Genomic DNA, 17,696 nt, shown 5'->3' with positions numbered 1-17,696 from the left:
AGGTTCGTACGAAGTCACTGAGAACGCTGTCGAGGCCGCCGTTGTGCCGCCGAGAGGTGGCCGGCCACGTGCGGCCAATGGCCGGGTAGGCCGACCACTTCGCGGCGCCGGCGCCCGGCGAGAGATTGGCATTGTCTCACGGGCCGGGGGGGCGGCGTCACGCGCGACCCGGTGCAAAGCACGTGATGGGCGGCCGTCGAGGTCTGCGAGGCGCCGGACAGGCGTGCATCCCCGTAGGCCTTCGGCGCCGCGGCGCTCGCTGGTCTCGAGCTTGCATGAGCGGCGCGCATCGCATCGCCCAGGTTGCCGGCGGGGAGCGGGACGGTCTGCTCGCGTCGCACGAGGCGATCCTCGAGAGAAGGGACGACGTCATGTTCTCGAACCAGCACTTCAGCCGATCGGCTTCCATCATGTCAGCACGGGCGGGGCAGCGTGGTGCGCTCACGCTGGGTTTGACGCTCACCGCGCTGAGCCTCGCGGGCACCGCGTTTGCCCTGCCCCCCTTGCCGCCGATCGGCGACGGCGGGCCGGTGCTCGACCCTGTCGATCCCTCGACACAACCGCCCGCGGCGCCCTCCGGTGTCAGCGTCGGCGAGCGCGCCGCGACGACGGTCGCGCTGTCCTTCCGCGATTCTTCACCCTACGAAACGGGCTATCAACTGCAGCGGCGCGGCGGGGGCTCGACGAGCTGGGTAACGCGGCGCAGTTTTGGCGCCCTGAGCTCGGGCGCGACGGCCAGCTTCACCGATTCGGGCCTCACCCCGGATACGTCCTATTGCTATCGTGTGCGCGCGTACAACCAGTACGGCCAGCGCTTCTCGCCGGAGCGCTGCGTGTTCTCGCGCGACGGCCGGGGTTATCGAGTCTGGCGGGCGCAGCTCGAGGTGCGCGTGGCCGATCGCAGCGACGCCAACACGGATGATGCGGTGTTCGCACGTCTGAACGGCGGCGCCGTGCCGTCCGGCAACATCACGTACATGGACTACGGGCGTGACGACTTCGAACGCGGCAGCACGTTCGCGTACGATCTGAACCTCGACTCCATCGACGACATCGGGGACATCACGCAGATCACCCTGTCCAAGGAGGGCGATGACGCTCTGTGCGTGCAGGGCTTCTCGCTCCTGGTGAACGGCATGGAGGTCTTCGATCGCGACTTCGGGGCTGCGTCCAGCTGCCACTGGCTCGACACCGACGGCGGCCATTCCCCGACGCTCACCGTCAGCCATGCGGAGCTACGCGCCCATCCGGCCTGGGCTGGCTACAATCACACCGCCGCCCAGATCCTGCTGGCGTTCGGCATCCCCAACGAGGAGCTGGTGAGCCGGGTCGAGGCCCTGGTCGGTGATTCGCTGCACGGCGAGGACCTGTACTGGGGCAACCTGTACGGCCCTGCCGTGGAGATCACCCGCGGCTGCCCGGCGAGCCAAGCCGAGTGCACGACGGCCCACGTCGACCTCGATCTGGCCTACGACACCTGGCTGCCCGACCCCGAGGTGGACGTCGATTTCGATCTGGATTTCGTGTGCGCTGACGGCGCGCTCAGCATCGTCACGAGCAACCTCGAGGTCGATGCGGACTCCGATTGGTACTATGAGATCCTGGGTCTCGGTCTGCTCGAGATACTGGACTACAAGGTCCGGCGGGGCGTGGAGGCAGCCTGGGAGGAGATCTCGCAGAACCTCGACGTCGGCGCGCAGTGCCGCGTCAACGTGACACCCGAGGGCGGCCTCTCGATCGAGGCCGTGCCGAGATCGGGCGGGCCCCGCGTGCAACCGGGGCTCGGGGGTCTCGGGGGCATCGTCAAATCACTCGTCGTGCGCCCCTGATCTACGCTGCCGTGGGGTCCAGTCCATTTCGGGCGATGGCCCTCGTCGATCGGATCAGGGGCAGTACTGCGTCCTCGGGCGGCACACGTCGTCGCCACAGAAGCACGAGGTCCCTGCGCGGCAGGTGCTGCACGGATCGTCGTTGGGGGGCGGAGGCGGCGGCGGGGGCGGCGGCGGCGGCGGCAGTGGCGGGGGCGGCGCGGAGCCGGTGGGGCAGTTGTCGCCCTCCGGGTTCGGGAGGTACGGCACATACCCCGCGCCCGCGAGCTCGGTCACCTTGTTCAGCACGCGCCGTCCGCAGGTGCTCCCGTCCGTGAGGGCGGTCCACCAGCTGCAACCGACCTCCGCGACTTTGTCCTTTTGCCACCGGCTCGCCTGCGGCGCGCAGCTCGTGTCTTGATAGCGCTTCGCCGCGTAGATCTCGATCTCGACGCCATCCCAGTGCCTGTCCGGATCGATGTGGCACACGAGCGGCGGATCGCTCGTCGGCTGCCACGACGGGCGAGTCCAGCTCGAGCAGTCATCCGGGTACGAGATCTGGAAGCCAGGCTCCCGCTCCGTGGCGCAGCACGTCTGGCCGCACGCGTAGGAGCCGCACGTGGAGCACGACGGATAAGCGCCGGGACAGCCACCGATCGCCGATACGGTTCCGCTGACGAGCGCGTCCTCGGACGTGCCCAGGGCATCCTCCTCCGGCTCGGCGGCGATGAAGGTCCCTTCGTCCTCGGACGACGCGGGCGGCGCTTCGAGCTCGACGGTGCACCCGGATGCCGCGAATAATCCAAGGATCACCGAGGCCGCAAGGAGCCTCGAGCGAGCAGCACCACGATGTCTGGTACCAAATTTCATGAATGATGTTCTCCTAGTGAAAACTGACGCGCGGCTGGCGCGCAGAAATTATTTTATCTTCGTGTCGTGCATAACATGCTTTCGCGTCATTCGCTACGTCAACGGTCGCAGAAAAGTTGCGCATATATGGATGGGCGGGGCGCGAGCACGGTCCAATATGGCGCAGCTGTGACGTCTCACGCTGCCCTCCACGGCGTGATTCGTGGATCACCTAGAGTCGCCCTCGAAGGACCTGATGCGACTCACCGCGGACAGCCGGCGCCATGGGGGGCGCTCTCACGCTGATATATCTCGTCCAACTTGGCGTGTCGCTCATCATGCCGGACGAGATGCGCTGCCCGAAATGTGGCGAATGCTGCCGCCTTTCCATGCGGATGTCCGGCGCGCCGGAAATCCGGCCAATTGACGGCGGCAGGCGCTGAAACGCTGGCGCGTCCGGCCGCCTCGACCTCAGAGCGGGAGAGCCGCAGCCGCTCCGCGTCGGCCCAGAGCAGATATCGACGGCCCCGAGCTCGTTCGGATGGCGAGGCGACCTGCGCCGCCCTCGGCCCAGCAGCGGCGTGGGCGCGACGAGGGGGCGCAGTCGCCAGCTAGTTTGACGCGTCGTAGTTGAGGTTCGGGCCGAGCCAGCGCTCGACCTCCGCGACGGTCATGCCCTTGCGGACGTGGTAGTCGACCACCTGGTCACGGTCGATCTTGCCCAGGCTGAAGTACCGGGCCTCCGGGTGCGCGAAGTACAGCCCGCTCACGCTGGAGCCGGGCCACATCGCGAACGACTCGGTGATCTGGATGCCGGTGTTCTTCTCGACGTCGAGCAGCCGCCAGAGCGCGCCCTTCTCCGTGTGATCCGGGCACGCGGGGTACCCCGCCGCGGGCCTGATACCGCGGTATTTCTCCTCGATGAGCTCGCTCTTTGTCAGGTCCTCCTGCCGGCCATAACCCCACTCGTCGCGCACCCGCTTGTGCAGGCACTCGGCGAACGCCTCGGCCAGGCGATCAGCGAGCGCCTCGGCCATGATGGCGTTGTAGTCGTCCTGGCTCGCCCTGAACCGCTCGCACAGCTCCTTCAGGCCGATCCCGGCGGTCACCGCGAAGCCGGCGATGTGGTCCTTGAGGCCGGTCTCCTTGGGCGCGATGAAATCCACGAGCGACCGGTTCGGCTCGCCGTTCTCCTTCGCCGTCTGCTGGCGCAGGAAGTGAAGCCGCTCGAGCACCTCCTTGCGCGTCCCGTCCGTGTACACCTCCACGTCGTCGCCCACGGCGCTCGCGGCGAAGAAGCCGTACACGCCGCGCGCCGTCAGCAGCTTCTTCTCGATGATCACGTCGAGCAACGCGTTCGCCTCGGAGAAGAGCTGGCGCGCTTGCTCGCCGTATTTCTCGTGCTCCAGGATCCGCGGATAGACACCCTTCAGCTCCCACGTGTGGAAGAACGGCGTCCAGTCGATGTACTCGCGCAAGGTGGCGAGCGGGAAGTCCTCGAGCACGCGCACACCGGTGAACTCGGGCACCGGCAGATCCTCGGCCCGCCATTCGATCCGCGTCCGGTTCGCGCGCGCGGCCTCGATGGGGACGAGCTTGTGCTTCGGCGCCGCGTGGAGCTTCCGGAGCCTCTCGTACTCGGCGCGGTGCTGGGCGACGAACGCCGGCTTGCCCTCCTCGCTGAGGAGGCTCGTCGTGACGGGCACGGCGCGGCTCGCGTCGACCACGTGAACGACCGGCTCGCTATAATGCGGGGCCACCTTCACGGCGGTGTGCGCCTTGCTGGTCGTCGCCCCGCCGATCAAGAGCGGCAGCTTGAAGTTCTGCCGCTCCATCTCGCGGGCGACGTGGATCATCTCGTCGAGCGACGGCGTGATCAGCCCGCTCAGGCCGATCAGATCCGCCTTCTCTTGCTTGGCGCGCTCGAGGATCTTCTCGCACGGGACCATGACGCCCATGTCGATCACCTCGTAGTTGTTGCACGCGAGCACGACGCCCACGATGTTCTTGCCGATGTCGTGGACATCGCCCTTCACCGTGGCGAGGACGATCTTCCCCTGCGTCTTCACCTCCTGTCCGGCGGCGGCCATCGCCGCCTTCTCTTCCTCCATGAACGGCGTGAGGTACGCGACGGCCTTCTTCATCACGCGGGCCGATTTCACAACCTGCGGCAGGAACATCTTGCCGGCGCCGAAGAGGTCTCCGACGACGCTCATTCCGTCCATCAGCGGGCCCTCGATCACGGCGAGCGGGCGGCCGAGCTTGGCGCGCGCGTCCTCGGTGTCGATATCGATGTACGTGTCGATGCCCTTGACCAGCGCGTGCGACAGCCGCTCCTCGACGGTGCCTTTGCGCCACTCCTCTTCTTTCTTCTCGGTCGCGGCGGCGCCGGCGCTCTTGGCCTTCAGCGCTTCGCCGAAATCGACGAGGCGCTCCGTGGCGTCCGGACGCCGGTTGAGCAGCACGTCCTCGACGAGCTCGCGGAGCTCCGGCTCGATCTCCTCGTACACCTCGAGCATGCCCGCGTTGACGATGCCCATGTCCATGCCGGCCTGGATGGCATGGTAGAGGAACGCCGAGTGCATGGCCTCGCGCACCCGGTTGTTGCCGCGAAAGCTGAACGAGATGTTCGACACGCCGCCGCTGACCTTGGCGTGCGGCAGGTTCTGCTTGATCCAGCGGGTCGCCTCGATGAAGTCGACGGCGTAGTTGTTGTGCTCCTCCATGCCGGTGGCGACCGTGAGGATGTTCGGATCGAAGATGATGTCCTCGGGAGGAAACCCCACCTCGTCGACGAGGATGCCGTACGCCCGCTTGCAGATCCGGATCTTGTCCTCGTAGGTGGCGGCCTGCCCTTGCTCGTCAAAGGCCATGACCACGACGGCGGCGCCGTACTTGAGGATGGTCTTCGCGTTCTCGCGGAACTTCGCCTCACCCTCCTTGAGGGAGATGGAGTTCACGATGCCCTTGCCTTGCATGCACTTGAGGCCCGCCTCGATGACCTCCCACTTCGAGGAGTCCACCATGAACGGGACCTTCGCCACCTCGGGCTCGCTGGCCAGGAGCAGCAAGAAGCGCGTCATCGCGGAGGCGCCGTCGATCATGCCCTCGTCCATGCAGATATCGATGACGTTGGCGCCGTTCTCGACCTGCTGGCGCGCGATGCTCACCGCCTCTTCGAATTTCCCCTCCTTGATGAGCTTCGCGAACTTCGGCGACCCGGCGACGTTGGTGCGCTCGCCCAGGATCATGTAAACGCCGGGCTGCTGCGTGAACGGCTGCGAGCCGGACAGGCGCAGGGGGTTCGGCGGGCCGGACGAGGGCGCGCCGCCGGGCGGGGTGTCAGGGGCGGCCTTGGGCGTGAGGTCGCGCGGGGGCTTGCCGGCGAGCGCCTTGGCGATGGCAGCGATGTGCTCGGGCGTATTGCCGCAGCAGCCGCCGGCGATGTTGAGGAGGCCTGCCTCCGCGAAGCCGCCGATGTGGCGCGCCATGTCCGGCGGCTCCAGATCGAAGCCCGTGGGCGAGAGCGGGTTCGGCAGGCCGGCGTTCGGGTAGCAGGAGATCGCGGCGCTGGACTTCTCCGAGAGGTCGGACAGGAACGGATACATCAGGTCCGGGCCGAGCGAGCAGTTCAGCCCGATGGCGAGCGGGTTCACGTGCTTCACCGCGTTCCAGAACGCCTCGACCGTCTGCGCGGAGATCATCGTCTCTCCGCCGCGCCCGACCGCCGCCGAGATCATCACCGGCAGCTCTTTGCCGTCCTTGTCGAACACCTCTCGAATGGCGACGAGCGCGGCCTTCGCGTTGAGCGAGTCGAAGATGGTCTCGACCAGCAGCACGTCGGAGCCGCCGGCGATCAAGGCGCGGATCTGGTGAATGTACGCGTCTTTCACCTGATCGAACGTCATGACGCGGAAGCCGGGGTCGTCGGCGTCCGGGGAGTTGGACAGGGAGACGGTGAGCGGGCCGATGGCGCCCGCGACGAACCGCTGCCGCCCGTCGGCGTTCGCCACGCGATCCGCCCATTCGCGGCACTGCCGCGCGGACTGCTCGTTGATCTCCCAGGCGAGGTCGTTGAGGAATTGATCCTCGATGATCCGTTGATAGAAGGCCGGGTCCTTCCGCCCGCCGTGCTCCCGCGGGTCGTCCACGAAGAACTCGCTCTGGGTGATGCTCGTCGCGCCGAAGGTGTTCGTCTCGATGATGTCCGCGCCGGCCTCGAGGAACCGCCGGTGGATATCGCAGATCATCTTCGGCTGCGTGAGCGAGAACAGATCGCCGTTGTTCAGCAGGTCTTTCTTCGAGTCCGCGAATCGCTCGCCCCGGATGTCCGCTTCCTTCATCCCGTAGGTGCGGATGGTCGTCCCCATCGCCCCGTCGATGATGACGATGCGGCTCTGGAGGAGCTTCTGGAGTGGATGGACGGGAGGCGCGGGGGTGTTGGACGTCATGAATCAGCCTCGTTTGGCGTGCTTGGAGGGACCCGGGGTCGGTTTGTCGGCGATGGCGAGCACGACCTGAAAATGTGGCTTCTTCGCCTCGCGGCAGGCGACGTCGGACGCGACGACATCGAGCTTCACGCCGGTGAGCATGGCGCGGAGGTCGGAGGGCGAGAAGCCGGGGTGGCGCTCGCCAAAGGGCGCGGTGACCTCCCGCTGCTGGTGCGCGTCGAGCGTCAGGATCACCATCCGTCCGCCTGGGCGGAGCACACGGGCGCACTCTTCCAGCGCCCGTGGCGGGTGCTCGGCATAGGTCAGCGTGTGGAAGACGAGGACCGAGTCGAAGGAGGCCTCTTGGAACGGCAGGTCGTGGACATCCGCGACCTGGGCGCGGACGTGGGGCTGGGTCGAGAATCGCTCTTTCGCGGCCTCGATCATCCGGCTGCTCGAGTCGATGCAGGTGAGCGAGCGGCAGTACGGCGCGAGCGCGCTGGCCGCCGCGCCGTCGCCCGATCCGACGTCGAGGACGTCGCCGAGGCGGAGCAACGCGGCGATGCCGACCGCGAGCGACTGCCACGTGCGGCCCGGGGAGTAGTGCCGCTCCATCTCGCCGGCGAAAGACTCCGGGAGGCCGCCGCGCCGCTCGGCGTCGAGCTCCTCGAGGCGCCGCTGGTCGCCTTCCAGGGTCGGATCGGCCGATTTCGTGGCCTCGTCGAGGAGGGCCTTCGCGGTCGCGGGCAGGGTGTCGACCGCGAGCGCATAGAACGACTGCGGCCCCTGGCGCCTATCCCGGACGAACCCCGCTTCGCGGAGCCGCCCGAGGTGCGTCGAGACGCGCGACTGCGCGATGCCCGTCACGCGGACCAGATCCGTCACCCGCAGCTCGCGCTCGCGGAGGAGCACGCAGAGCCGTATCCGGCTCTCGTCCCCGAGGAGGTTCAGCGTCTCGATGTACTCGGAGAGACCCACGTATCCCTATATCTAGATGTGCGAATGTCATAGAAGCCCCGGCTGTCGGAGTCAAGCGCGCCGGTGCCCGAGGAGCACCGAAACGCTGGCCGCCGAGCTGGGTCCGGAACACCGGCAGGACCCCTGATCGTCGCATCGCCGTGCGAAATGTCTTGTATAACGTCATGTAATCCGTTATAACGGACAAATGTGTCCTTTCTCCATGGCCACGCGGACGTTCGGCGCTCACTCGGAGGCGCCTGGCGCGTGCTGCCGAACGAGCGCTCGTCGTTCTTGCTGTAGTTAGCCGCCTGCGCCGCGGCGCGAGCTGCGGTGAGGAGAACAGCGAGGCAGTTCCCCGCGTCCCCGGTGACGTGCGGCGCTGCCGTTCGTCGTGACGGCCGAGCCGCGCGGCTCATCGCCGTCAGAGCCCGTCCTTCTCGCGGCGTGCCCGGCTGAGCTTTGGCCGGTGCGCGAAACGAGGCGTCCCTTCGCGGGGATGGCGGAACCTCGCCTCCGACGACGCTCGACTCCGGCATGCGGCGCTCCAGCACTCTCAAGGAGACAGGTATGAAGCGGTTCTTCGAACGTCATCGATGGATTGGCTCGGCGCTCGCGGGCGGGCCCTGGCTGGTCGCCACGCTGCTCGGCCCGATCGGCTGCGGGAGCGACGACGACTCGGGCAGCATCGGCAGCGCCGGTCAGACCGGCAGCTCGAGCGGCGCGGCGGACGTTGCCACGGGCAGCACCGGCAACGCCACCGGCGGCGCCGGCAGCGGTGGCAGCTCGGGCGAAGCTGGCGCATCGGGCGAAGGCGCCGGAGGTGCGGCCGGCGCGGGCGGCGCTGGCGGGGCCGGAGGTGCTGCGGGCGCCGGCGGTGCGGGCAGCGGTGGCGGCGCTGGCGGGGCCGGAACTGCAGCGGGCGGCGGCGGCACGGGTGGCGGCGGTGCGGGCGGCGGCGGTGCAGGCGGCGGCACGGGCGCCGAGCTGCCCAACATCGTCACGATCGTGGCCGACGATCTGGGCTTCTCGGACCTCGGCGCGTTCGGCGGCGAGATCAGCACTCCAAACCTCGATACACTCGCCGCGGAAGGCCGCATCCTCACCGGGCACCGCTCCGGATCGCTGTGCGCGCCGACCCGCGCGATGCTGGTCTCCGGCACAGACAGCCACTCTGTCGGGCTGGGCCGCATGGGCGGTGGTACTGGACCGCAAGCAGGGCAGCCCGGCTATGAGGGCTACCTGACCGACAACGCGCTGTCCGTCGCCGAGCTCCTGAGAGACGCCGGCTACCATACGTACATCGCCGGCAAGTGGCACCTCGGCGACGCGGAGGATCAGAGCCCTCCGGCGCGCGGCTTCGAGAGATCGTACGTCCTGCTCCCCGGCGTGGCGGCGTTCTTCAACGAGTTCGCCGACCCACCGACGACCGCGCAGACCCAGCTCTATCGCGAGGACGGTGTGTACACGCAGCCGCCGCGCGACTTCTATGCGACGGAGTTCTACACGGACAAGCTCATCCAGTATATCGAGAGCAACCGAGCCGACGGCAAGCCGTTCTTCGCGTTCGCGACGTACACAACGCCGCACTGGCCGCTTCAGGCTCCGCCCGCGTACATCGACAGGTACCGCGGCCGCTACGACGCGGGTTATGACGCCATCCGCGAGCAGCGCCTCGCGCGGCTCAAGAGCCGCGGCATCATCCCCCAGTCGCTCACGCCGAATCCCCGCCTGCCGAGCGGCGACAGCGACCCGAAGACCTGGGGAGCGCTGACGCCGGAGGAGAGGATCTACGAAGCGCGGCGCATGGAGATCTACGCCGCCATGGTCGAGAACCTCGACGCCAACATCGGCCGGTTGATCCAGTACCTCAAGCGGGTCGGCGAGTACGAGAACACCTTCATCTTCTTCCAGTCCGACAACGGCGCGGAAGGTGGCAATCGCGAGGGCTTTGCCGCCACCGACCCGAGCCGCTCCGGGCCGGTGGTGAACACGCTCGAGAACCTGGGTCGACCGGGCTCGTACATCGGCGTCGGACCCCGCTGGGCCGAGGTGAGCGCCACGCCGTTCCGGCTGTGGAAGAGCTACACGACCGAAGGCGGCATCGCCGTTCCGGCCATCGCGCGGCTGCCGGGACAGCACCAGGCCAAGCCGCAGTTCGACGGAACCACGCACGTGATCGATTTTCTGCCGACCGTGCTCGAGCTGGCCGGTGTGCCCAATCCGGGGAACACGTACAAGGGCAGGGAAGTCGAGCCGATCAGCGGGCGCTCGATCTTGCCGGCGCTCGAAGATCGGGTGACCCGCGTGCGCGCGCCAGGTGAGGCGTTGATCTGGGAGCACGGCAACCACCGCTACGTGATCCGCGACAACTGGAAGCTGCTGTGGCTCAGCGCGCCCTATGGCCCGACGCCGCGCGCCTGGAGCTTGTATGATCTGGCCACCGACCGCGGCGAGATCAACGACGTTTCCGCGGCTCATCCGGACGTGGCGGCCGAGCTCGCCGCCGCGTGGACGAAGTACGCCACCGATCGCGGCGTCATCCTCACCGAGTAAACGCGCACAGCGCCGCACGCGAGATCCGGGCGTCTCCGCGCGACCCGAGTCTCGCGGCGGTGCTCTCCTCCGCACCGCCCATGGCTGATCCCCGGCTCGTTCGCTCGTGGCCCATCGCCGTCCTGACCCTGGCGCTCGCCGGGCTCGTGGTCTGGCGCGCGCCCACGAGCGCATCCTCCCTCACGCCAGCCGCCTCCTCCACGGCGAGCGCTTCGGGGGCGAAACCCGGGGCGGCGCGCGGCCACGCCGCGGAGGCCTCGTCGGCTGCTGCAAAGCTGGTAAGCCCGGCGGAGCGCTCGCCGGAGCGTGCAGCGGCCGGCTTCGTCGGCAGCGACCGCTGCGCGCCGTGCCACGCCGAAGAGCACGCCGCGTGGCAGGGCTCGCAGCACGCGCGGGCCATGCAGCACGCGAGCGCCGCCACCGTGCTCGGGAACTTCGATGGAGCGCGCCTGCGTTACGCTGGGCACGTCCACCGCTTCGATCACCAGGACGGGAAATACTGGGTCACCACGGACGGCCCCGATGGCCAGCTGCACCGCTACGAGGTGCTGTACACCTTCGGCGTCGAGCCGCTCCAGCAGTACCTCGTTGCCGGCCCCGGCGGCCGCTTGCAGGCGCTGCCGTTCGCGTGGGACTCGCGCCCCCAGGCGCGCGGCGGGCAGCGCTGGTATCACCTGCACGAGCGCGACAGCGTGCGCGCCGGCGACGTGCTGCACTGGACCGCTGCCAGCCAGAACTGGAACCACATGTGCGCCGAGTGCCACTCGACGCACGTCACGAAAGGGTACGACGCGGCCGCGGATCGCTTCACGACCACCTGGTCCGAGATCAGCGTCGGGTGCGAAGGCTGCCACGGCGGCGGCGCGCGCCACCTCGACTGGACCAGGGCGCGAACGCCGGATCCGTCGAAGGGCCTCGACGTGCGCTTCGACGAGCGCAAGGACGCCACGTGGACAAGGCTGCCCAGCGGCACCGCGCAGCGTCGCAAGAGCGCCTCGAGCGGCACCGAGAGCGCCACGTGCGCGTTCTGCCACAGCCGCCGAGAGTCCCTCTCGCAGCCGTTCCGGTATGGCGCCCCGCTGCTCGACAGCGTCGCGCTCGAGCTGCTGACAGCGCCCTTCTACACGCCCGACGGCGTGATGAGCGACGAAGTCTTCACCTACGGCTCGTTCCAGCAGAGCAAGATGGCGAACGCCGGTGTCACGTGCAGCGACTGCCACGAACCGCACGCCGGCCGTCTGCGCGCCGAGGGCAACGGCCTGTGCGCATCGTGCCACGAACCGGCGCGCTTCGATGTCCCCGAGCACCACCACCACGCCGCGAGCGCCAGCGTCACGCCCAGCGCGCCCGCCGCTCCGCGCTGCGTCGACTGCCACATGCCGGCGCGCACGTACATGGGCGTCGACGTCCGTCACGATCACGGCTTCCGGGTGCCTCGGCCGGATCTCTCGGTCCGCGTCGGGATCCCCAACACGTGCACCGACTGCCATGCGCAAAAGCCCGCGAGCTGGGCCGCCGACGCCGTGCGAGCCTGGCTCGGCCGCCCCGCGCAGGGCTACCAGACAACTACCGAGGCCTTCGCTCTCGCGCGTACCGCGCCCCGTGATCCGGCCGTCGCCGCTCAGCTCCAGGAACTCGCGACCGACCGCGCTCTCCCCGCCATCGCGCGGGCCACCGCGCTGGCCTCGCTGCGCGCCGCCCCCACGGCCGCGTCGCTCGCCGTCCTCCGCGCTGCGCTCGCCGATCCCGACCCGCTGCTGCGGCGCGCTGCGCTCGGCGCGCTGGAGAGCTACGACCCTCGTCGCATCGCGGCCGTCGCCGCGCCGCTCCTCGTCGACCCCCTGCGCGGCGTGCGCATCGAAGCCGCGCGGGTGATTGCGGGCGTCGACCTCGGCGCCTTGTCCGAGCGCGCCGCGCAGGATCTGGACGGAGCGTTGCGCGAGTACATCGCCACGCAAACCCTCCACGCCGATCGCGCCGAAGCCCAGAACAACCTGGGCCTCATCTTCACCCGCACGGGCGAGCCGCGCGACGCCGAGCTGGCCTATCTCGCCGCGCTTCGCATCGAGCCCGGCTACGTCCCCACCTACGTGAACCTCGCCGACCTCTATCGCGAGCTCGGCCGCGACGCGGACGGCGTCGCGCTGCTTCGGCGCGGCATCACCCGCCTTCCCGAGCAGGCCGAGCTGCTCCACTCGCTGGGCCTCGCCCTTGTCCGGCAAGGCCGCCAGGACCAAGCGCTCGAGCCGCTGAAACGCGCCGCCGAGCTCGCGCCCGAGCAGGCCCGCTTCCAGGCCGTCTATCAAGCCGCGCTGACCGCCTTGCGGTCATCCACCGCGGCCGCTCACGCCCGGCATCCTCCCGGGCGGCCATGAGATCCTGGCCGCTCGCCTGCCATGGGTGCGGCCGCTGCTGCCGAGGTGCGTCACGGGTGTCCGATACCGGCGATCGCCCGGAGCGCCTGAACCGTGTTGTCGAGGTGCCCCCTGGCCTGGACGAGGTGGCTGATCGTCTTCCGGATCTCGCGCACCGCGGGGCGGAATATATAGAGCCCTTCGAGAAATAAGACCCCCAAGGTGACACACAGCAGGATCAGCTCGACGAGCCGGAGCCGCTCGATCCGCGCCGTCGCCTCGTGAGCATATTGAGAGACGACCCGGTCCATCCCGCTCAGGAAGCCCGGCTCCGCGGCGAGGATGGCGGCGACGATCGGCTGGACGGCGGCCGCATCCACGGGCCTTTCGCCGCCGGCGCCGACCGCGGCCAGGAGATCCCTTGCGTCTCGGAGCATGCTCTGGTGGAGCGGCTCGATCGCCTGGAACATGGCGGTCACCTCCGGCGTGTTCTTCCCGGGCAACCCCATCACGGCATCGCCGTTCTGGAGCGCGCGATGCGACCGCTCCCAGAGCGTCATCGCCTGCGCCAGCTCACCGGCGCGGCCCTTGCGCTCGGCGGGGTCCGTCGTCACCTGGAACGTGAGCGCCGCCTTGCTGAGCCGCTGGCTGAGCATTCGCTGGCGTCCGGCCACGTTGACGACGTGCGCGTCGCTCGTCTGCTGGTTCAACGCGTGTTGCACGAGGAGCTGGGCCACGACCGACAAGAGCGCCACCGCGCCCAGCGCGCTGACGTACAGGCGCGTCAACCGGCGGGTCGGCGCCAGGAGCTCAGAGGAAACCTGCACCATTGTTCTTCCTCCCTGGGCGAGGACGGAGACATCGCTCAAGAATTCGAATCTACGATTTCATACACCATCGCGATCGCCAGGCCAAGGTGTTCTTGCACTTCTATCGGCGCGACCCGGCTCGATCGCGCTCGATTGCGTCCACCTGTTCACATGTCAGCCGCGTGTCGGCATGCCGGTGTGCTCACCGCGGTTTGCGTGGTCTTCATTTCATTGTTTCATTCTGAGATCGGCGCGCGTGGCGCGCTTTTCTGATGGGTATCGCTCATGTTTCCGCAGATGGCTTTGCCCGCGCCGCTCCGCGCTCCACGGAATCAGGGCGACGCGATCAAAAAAGATCACTGCTCTTGGCCGCTCCGTGGTAAGACGCGCCTGAGAGCGCTCCTCGCGAGATCCCTTTGGGTTGGTCTCGCGGGGCGTCCTCCGGAACGAGGAGAATGTCTCATGCAAGAGCGTACCGCGTTTGCCGCGGACGGCGCGCCGCCGAGCACGGCCGGAAGCGTACCTGAGCTCTTGCCGAAACAGTTCGGCAAATACACGCTCCTGTCGAAGCTCTCGGTGGGGGGCATGGCAGAGCTCTTCCTTGCGCTGCACCGCTCGTCCTTCGGATTCGAGAAGCTCGTCGTGATCAAGCGCATTCTGCCCTGGATGAACCAGGAGCGGACGTTGATCGACATGTTGCTCCACGAGGCGCGCGTCGCGGCGACGCTCTCACATCCCAACATCGTCCAGACGTTCGACGCCGGGCAGGTGGACACGACGTATTTCATCGCGATGGAGCACATCCACGGCGAGGACGTCGGCTCGATCGTGCGCCAGGCGGCGGAGCGCGACCCGGGAGGGATCCCGCTCGAGCACGCGCTCGGCATCCTGCTCGGCATCTGCGCGGGGCTCGCGTACATCCATGACAAGCGCGACCTCGACGGCACGTCGCTCGGCATCGTCCATCGGGACATCTCGCCGCGCAACGTGGTCGTGAGCTACACGGGCGACGTGAAGATCGTCGACTTTGGCATTGCGCGGAGCGAGCTCGGCGAGGCCGGAGAGCGGAACGAGAACGTGCTCAGGGGCAAGTTCGCGTACATGGCGCCGGAGCACGTGTCGGGGGAGCCCATCGACCATCGCGCGGACATCTTCGCCGCCGGCGTGATGCTGTTCGAGCTGACGACCGGCAGGCGGCTGTTCAAGGGCGATAGCCAGGTGCAGACGCTCCTCCGGATCCGCGACTCGGAGTACCCGCTCCCGAGCGCGATCAAGCCCAGCTACCCGAAGGGGCTGGAGAGGATCGTCATGCGCGCGCTCGAGAAGCGGCGCGAGGATCGCTACCAGTCTGCCCGCGAGATGCAGGCCGCGCTCGAGGAGCTCATCCGCGACGAGCGCATCCCCGTCTCGCCGATGGGCCTCACGGCATGGATGGAGTCGCTCTTCCGGGACAAGCTCGCTCGCCAGAGGGAGGCGCTCCTCGGCGTCAGGCAGCTCGTCGATGTGGTCGCGGCGCAGCAGCAGCGCTGGTCCCTGGAGATGAGCGGCGGCGCGACCGGCTCGCAGAGCTGCCCCCCGACGAGCACGAGCCCGGCGACCCTGAGCAGCCTGACGCCGATGGCGAGCAAGGGAGGTGTCGCGGCGTTCATCCCGGCCGCCAGCGCGCTCGCGCTCGTGCCTGGGTTCCTCTACATGCAGCACCAGCTCTCGGAGCGGCACGCCGAGCTCATGACGATGTACCACGACGCCCAGGCGATCCGTCAGGAGCCGGCCACGCCGGTCGAGGCGAAGGGCTCGCTCGAGGTCACGAGCAAGCCCGACGGCTGCACCATCTGGGTGAACGGCGATCGCCACCCCGTCGCCACGCCCGCCAAGCTCCACGAGCTGTCGCTCGGGCGTGAGCTCCATATCAAGCTCACCAAAGACGGATACAAACCGTACCGAACCGCCGTGAAGCTCAGCGATGAGGTGCGCTTCCGAGAGGTCGTGGCCGACCTGGAGAGGCTCACGGCCACCGTGGTGCTCTGGGTCGATCCGCCGGCCAACGTCTTCGTCGACGGGAAGCTCTGGAAGGGCAATCGCACGAGGATCGAAGGCCTCACGGTGGGTGAGGCGCACCGCTTCGTGCTGTCCGCCCCTGGGCACGCGCCGAAGACGCTGATCGTCAGCGTGGAGCCAGGAGAGACGAAGACGCTGAACGTTCGGCTGCCGAAGCTCGGCGCGCAAGCGCCGTCGGAGGAGCGCGCCGAGAGCACGCCGTGACGCCGCGCGCTGCGAGAGGCGCTCGCGAGCGTGGGTACCATGAGCTCGAGCAAGGCCCCCAGAGCGCTTGGCTCTACGAGGTCCTCTCGCTTCACGCGAAGGCTACGGCGGCGTTGCCGCTGGGCTCGGTAGAGGCGGGCGCGCCGGGCTCAACGCGGCTGGCTCATCGCAAACGCGATGCCGCTCTGGAGCGAGCCCATCGTGACGATGCCGCGCAGATCGATGCCCAGCGCTACGAGGATCTGCGCGACCTCCGGGCGGATCCCGGTGAGGACCATCTGCGCGCCGAGCAGGCGCACGGCCTTCGCCGTCCGGATGAGCGCGTCGGCGACGTGTGAATCCACGTTGGATACACCCGTGATGTCGAGGATCACCACCTTGGACTGCTCGGCGCCGACGCCCTGGAGCAGCCGCTCGAGGACCGCCGCGGCGCGGGTCGAGTCGATTGCGCCGATGAGCGGCATGATGACGGCCCGATCGCTGATGCGGAGCAGCGGGGTCGACAGCTCGCGGAGCGTCGCAGCCTGGACCCGGATCATCTCGTCCTTCAGGCGGACGCGCTCCTCCTCGGCGCGCTTGCGCTCGGTGAGGTCCGCCGTCACGGTCGCCAGCGCCATGGGCTCCCCTGTCTTCGGGTCCCTGATCAAGAAGGAGTTGTAGAGGACCGGAATCGCAGCACCCGTCTTGAGGTGCCGGAACCTGAACTCCCCGACCCAGCGTCCGTGCTCCATCGTCGCGGGCATGATGTGCTGCTCGACGTAGGGGAGGTCTTCCGGGAAGAAGAAGCTGCCGATCGTCACGTGCGGCAGCTCGCTCCTCGCCAGGCCGACGAGCTGAAGCCCTGCCTCGTTGAGGTACAGGGCGACCCCTTCCATCGAGGCGATGCCGATGAAATCCGAGCTGTTCTCCGCCACGGCGGCGAGCCGCTTCTGCTCCGTCTCGACCTTGAGGAGCTGCGCCTCGCGCTCCTGCAGCAGGCGGATCTCCCGCTTGTGATCGGCCAGCTCCCGCTCGCGCTGGGCCAGCTCTTGCTCCAGGCTGACGACTCGCTCCCGCAGCGCCGATGCGTCGCTCGGATCGAGTCGGCCATCCATGCTCATGGCGCCTCCCTCATGCCAGCTTGCTCACACACGCTCGCCCCCGCGTGGCGCACAGAACCGCAAAATGTATTCCTGCGAACCGGTGTGCCCGGGGTGTTGTGAACTATAAGCGAGGGAGCGGTCTTCGATCTACTGGAAAGCCAGGTTGGACGTCCTCATCGCATTTGTCGGTTCGCCCACGTCGATGTCACTTCGTCCCCGATTGCCTCCATGTGCCCACGAGGAAGGACTTCGCACGAGCGGCACCTTCATGTTCCACATCGGTTGTTCGGCGTCGGCGTCACGGGCTCGGCGCTTGGGCCCTCGCGAAGGAGCGATACGGATGCTCGGACTTGGCATGATCGGTGGTGGGGAGTTGTGGGGCGCCACAATCGCTGCTCGCGGTCGATCCGAACCGAACGGTGCGAGGACAGCCGCCCGCGAGGGCGCTTCACGCGCGGACGAGCCCGCCCGTTCTCGCTGGCGCGGCTCGGGCGATCGTGTATCTTCGGCCTCGCAGAGGTAGCGCCATGAAGGTCTTCCGGTAGCAACGCGGTCTCTTCCGCCGGGCGGGTTCTTCCTGCCGCCCGCG

At 68.4% G+C, this 17,696-nt stretch carries 9 protein-coding genes; 4 read left to right on the top strand and 5 right to left on the bottom strand.

Features of this window, described 5'->3' with window-relative positions; all coding sequences use genetic code 11:
- Nucleotides 1-371: 371 nt before the first annotated feature.
- Nucleotides 372-1,829 (top strand): fibronectin type III domain-containing protein, encoded by a 1,458-nt coding sequence (locus WME90_RS25615; RefSeq protein ID WP_437274615.1) that lies wholly within the window; start codon nucleotides 372-374, stop codon nucleotides 1,827-1,829.
- Between the two features lie 54 nt (nucleotides 1,830-1,883).
- Here the strand turns inward: WME90_RS25615 and WME90_RS25610 are convergent, their stop codons facing one another.
- From WME90_RS25610 to WME90_RS25600, 3 genes are all read right to left on the bottom strand, one after another.
- Entirely contained in the window at nucleotides 1,884-2,621 is a 738-nt protein-coding gene (locus tag WME90_RS25610; RefSeq protein ID WP_437274614.1) for a hypothetical protein, read from the bottom strand.
- Between the two features lie 647 nt (nucleotides 2,622-3,268).
- Entirely contained in the window at nucleotides 3,269-7,108 is a 3,840-nt protein-coding gene (metH, locus tag WME90_RS25605) for a methionine synthase (protein ID WP_437274613.1), read from the bottom strand.
- A gap of 3 nt (nucleotides 7,109-7,111) precedes the next feature.
- Complete coding sequence (locus tag WME90_RS25600) at nucleotides 7,112-8,065, bottom strand: ArsR/SmtB family transcription factor (protein WP_437274612.1); 954 nt, start codon at nucleotides 8,063-8,065, stop codon at nucleotides 7,112-7,114.
- Between the two features lie 549 nt (nucleotides 8,066-8,614).
- Here WME90_RS25600 and WME90_RS25595 point away from each other — a divergent pair.
- Nucleotides 8,615-10,600: an arylsulfatase gene (locus WME90_RS25595; protein WP_437274611.1), complete on the top strand. Its 1,986-nt coding sequence runs from the start codon at nucleotides 8,615-8,617 to the stop codon at nucleotides 10,598-10,600.
- An 80-nt stretch (nucleotides 10,601-10,680) separates the two neighbouring features.
- Nucleotides 10,681-12,975, top strand: a complete 2,295-nt coding sequence (locus tag WME90_RS25590; protein WP_437274610.1) for a multiheme c-type cytochrome — start codon at nucleotides 10,681-10,683, stop codon at nucleotides 12,973-12,975.
- A gap of 50 nt (nucleotides 12,976-13,025) precedes the next feature.
- On the opposite strand, the gene WME90_RS25585 is transcribed toward WME90_RS25590, so the two are convergent.
- Nucleotides 13,026-13,784 (bottom strand): type IV pili methyl-accepting chemotaxis transducer N-terminal domain-containing protein, encoded by a 759-nt coding sequence (locus tag WME90_RS25585; protein ID WP_437274609.1) that lies wholly within the window; start codon nucleotides 13,782-13,784, stop codon nucleotides 13,026-13,028.
- 441 nt (nucleotides 13,785-14,225) lie between these two features.
- On the opposite strand from WME90_RS25585, the gene WME90_RS25580 reads away from it, so the two are divergent.
- Nucleotides 14,226-16,025 (top strand): protein kinase domain-containing protein, encoded by a 1,800-nt coding sequence (locus WME90_RS25580; protein ID WP_437274608.1) that lies wholly within the window; start codon nucleotides 14,226-14,228, stop codon nucleotides 16,023-16,025.
- Between the two features lie 149 nt (nucleotides 16,026-16,174).
- Here the strand turns inward: WME90_RS25580 and WME90_RS25575 are convergent, their stop codons facing one another.
- Nucleotides 16,175-17,119 (bottom strand): STAS domain-containing protein, encoded by a 945-nt coding sequence (locus WME90_RS25575; RefSeq protein ID WP_437274607.1) that lies wholly within the window; start codon nucleotides 17,117-17,119, stop codon nucleotides 16,175-16,177.
- Nucleotides 17,120-17,696 lie beyond the last annotated feature (577 nt).

It is taken from the genome of Sorangium sp. So ce375 (genome assembly GCF_051473855.1).
Classification (GTDB): Bacteria; Myxococcota_A; Polyangia; order Polyangiales; family Polyangiaceae; genus Sorangium.
Note: the sequence above shows the minus strand (reverse complement) of the source record. Positions and strands in the feature narration are given on the sequence as shown.